Source organism: Mesorhizobium sp. M7A.F.Ca.CA.004.06.1.1, assembly GCF_003999135.1.
Classification (GTDB): Bacteria; Pseudomonadota; Alphaproteobacteria; order Rhizobiales; family Rhizobiaceae; genus Mesorhizobium.
Genome location: NZ_RZPQ01001486.1, coordinates 1 through 403 on the forward strand (window position 1 = coordinate 1; position 403 = coordinate 403).

Annotated in this window: 1 protein-coding gene; it reads right to left on the reverse strand. The window is 60.8% G+C overall.

The window, feature by feature from the left end:
• The coding region (locus EN906_RS37065; protein WP_164777749.1) for a TolC family protein at window positions 1-394 on the reverse strand (394 nt) is incomplete at its 3' end.
• Window positions 395-403 lie beyond the last annotated feature (9 nt).

A 403-nucleotide genomic window follows, 5' to 3' on the forward strand; every position in this document is an offset into this window, starting at 1 on the left:
CTTCGGTGTTGCGCAGGCTTTCGACCGAAGCCCGGACCTGCGCTTCGGCGGCAGCGACATTGTTCCTGGTCTGAAAGCCGTCGAACAGCGTCTGGTCGATCTGGACGCCAAAATTGCCGGTGGTCAGCCGCACGCTTGAATTGGTGCCGTTGAGATGGCTGCTCGAATAATCGATATTCGCCGAGCCGGTGACAACCGGACGGTAGCCCGACTTGGCGATGGCGACGCCCTCGTCGGTGACGCGAACGCCAGCGCGGGATGCATTCAGCGAAGAATTGTACTGGTAGGCCTTCGCAAGCGCGCCGGAGATGGTTTCGGCTGAAGCGGCCAGTGGGGACAGCATGGTCGCCGAGACGAGAACGGCGGTGAAAAGTGACTTGCGAAAAGACGGCACGGTTAAACC